Origin of the sequence: Streptomyces sp. Isolate_45 (genome assembly GCF_024721315.2) — a bacterium.
In the GTDB taxonomy this organism is placed as follows: Bacteria; Actinomycetota; Actinomycetes; order Streptomycetales; family Streptomycetaceae; genus Streptomyces.
Genome location: NZ_JANFAK020000345.1, coordinates 1 through 2,029 on the forward strand (window position 1 = coordinate 1; position 2,029 = coordinate 2,029).

The 2,029-nt window shown below is 73.4% G+C and carries 3 protein-coding genes; all 3 read left to right on the forward strand.

Annotated features, from left to right (window positions below):
- The first annotated feature begins 228 nt into the window (after nucleotides 1–228).
- The 3 genes from NOD94_RS40915 to NOD94_RS40925 all read left to right on the forward strand — a co-directional run bounded on the left by NOD94_RS40915 (nucleotide 229) and on the right by NOD94_RS40925 (nucleotide 1,933).
- Nucleotides 229–657 (forward strand): hypothetical protein, encoded by a 429-nt coding sequence (locus tag NOD94_RS40915; RefSeq protein WP_281211319.1) that lies wholly within the window; start codon nucleotides 229–231, stop codon nucleotides 655–657.
- A gap of 93 nt (nucleotides 658–750) precedes the next feature.
- The gene (locus tag NOD94_RS40920; protein ID WP_281211320.1) at nucleotides 751–1,293 is read left to right on the forward strand and encodes a hypothetical protein; all 543 of its coding nucleotides are present in this window, start codon (nucleotides 751–753) and stop codon (nucleotides 1,291–1,293) included.
- Between the two features lies 1 nt (nucleotide 1,294).
- The gene (locus NOD94_RS40925; RefSeq protein WP_281211321.1) at nucleotides 1,295–1,933 is read left to right on the forward strand and encodes a hypothetical protein; all 639 of its coding nucleotides are present in this window, start codon (nucleotides 1,295–1,297) and stop codon (nucleotides 1,931–1,933) included.
- Nucleotides 1,934–2,029: the final 96 nt, after the last annotated feature.

Sequence of the window (2,029 nt, forward strand, 5' to 3'; positions counted from 1 at the left end):
CGCCGCAGCCCGAGCCCGACCCGCACCCCGCGCCCGCGCCCGGCCCCGATCCCTTCCCGCAGCCCGGCCCGCTGCCCGGACCGGGCCCGGCCCCGGAGCCGGTCACCTGAGCGCGTCCGCGGGGCGGCCCGGCTCGGCGAGCGCGAGTGGCCTACCTCCGCGCGGGTAGGCGCCCCTTGACCCGGAGTCCCGTCGAGTGGCCCGGCCCAACGAAACGGAGTGATCGGTATGCGCACCGCAGCGGCACGGGCGATGGGCGTGGCCACCGTCGCGTACGGGGTGGCGGTCGCCTGCAGCCCCCGCGTGTTGGCCGGCCCCTGCGGCCTGTCGGACAAGGGTTCCTCGGCCCTGCTGATCCGGGCCCTGGGCGTCCGGGACGCCGTGATCGGCGCCGCGATGGTCGCGCTCCCCGAAGGCGCCGCCCTGCGTACGGCCGTCCTGTGCCGGGTCACGGTCGACGCCGGGGACGCCCTGCTGTTCGGCACGTTCCTGGCCGGACGGCGGGAACGCTCCGTCGCGGCCTCGGCGGCCCTGGGATGGGCGGCCCTGTGCGGGTGGACGCTGACCGGTGACGGCCGGCCGGCCGTGCCGCTCGTCGAGGACGCGGCCAACGTCGCGGTGCGAGCCGCCCAGTCGGTGTCCCGCGCGGAACTCTGACCTTACGGACTCGCGGTGCGCGGCGGGTTTGTCCGACGACAGGCCGGGCAGCCGCGCGACAACAAATGGTAGGCCCCGGGACGGAGGCCGGAGATGTCAACAGGCATGCTGATAGTCATCATCGTCGTCGCTGTGATCGTGGTGGTGGCCATCGCCGCACTGGTATCGATGCAGGCCCGACGACGCCACCTGCAAAGTCGGTTCGGACCCGAGTACGAGCGCGCGGTCGAGGAGGAGGGTGGCCGGATGGCCGCCGAACGCGACCTCCGCGCCCGTGAGGAACGGCACGACAAGCTCGACATCAAGGAACTGCCCGCCGAGCGGCGGCAGCAGTACGCGCAGGAGTGGAGCGGCGTCCAGGAGCACTTCGTGGACCGGCCCGAGGGCTCGCTGTCCGAGGCCGACGACCTGGTGTCGCGGCTGATGAGGGAGCGCGGCTACCCCACCGAGGGGTACAGCGGTGCCGTACGTGACCTGTCGGTCGAACACGGCCGCACGCTGGAGCACTACCGGGCCGCACACGGCGTCAAGGAGCGCAGCGGGAACGGACAGGCGACGACCGAGGAGCTCCGAGGGGCGATGGTCCACTACCGCGCCCTGTTCGAGGAACTGCTCACCGACCAGAGGAGCAGGTGACATGCGCATCAGGGACGAGAACGCAGGGGAGGGGCGGGGCGGCGAGCCCGGCCTGACCACCGAGGACCTCGCCCGTTCGGGCGGGGCGGAACGCCGGGCACCCCTCTACCCGGGCGAGGCGACCACGGGCCTCGGCGATGACGGAACCCGCGAAGGCGGGACCCGGGACGACGGCACCCGCGATGTGGGAACCCGCGCCGAAGAATACGACCCGTCCAGGACGGACAGGACGGACCGGACGGCGGACCCCATCACGGCGGACGCGGACGTCGACGCGACCGCGGACGTGGACGGAACCACGGACGTGAACGGGGCGACCGACCGGAACGGATCGAGGGCCACCACGAGTGACGTGGACGCGGCCGACGACACCGACCCGCTGCTCCCCAGCGGTGAGGCGCAGGGATTCCGCAAGTCGTGGAGCGACATCCAGAGCCGCTTCGTGGACGACCCGCAGGAGGCCGTCAGGTCGGCGGACGCCCTGGTCGCGGAGGTCATGCAGACCTTGGCCGGCTCTTTCGCGGCTCACAAGCAGGGACTGGAAGGCCGGTGGGACCGGGGCGAGCAGGTGGCGACGGAGGACCTGAGGTTGGCCCTGCAGCACTACCGTTCGTTCTTCAACCGTCTGCTCAAGACCTGAGCACCGCTCAGGACCCGAGCGGAACGCGTTACAGCCTCGGGGGGGGGGGGGGGGGGGGGGGGGGGGGGGGGGCGGGGGGGGGGGGGGGGGGGGGGG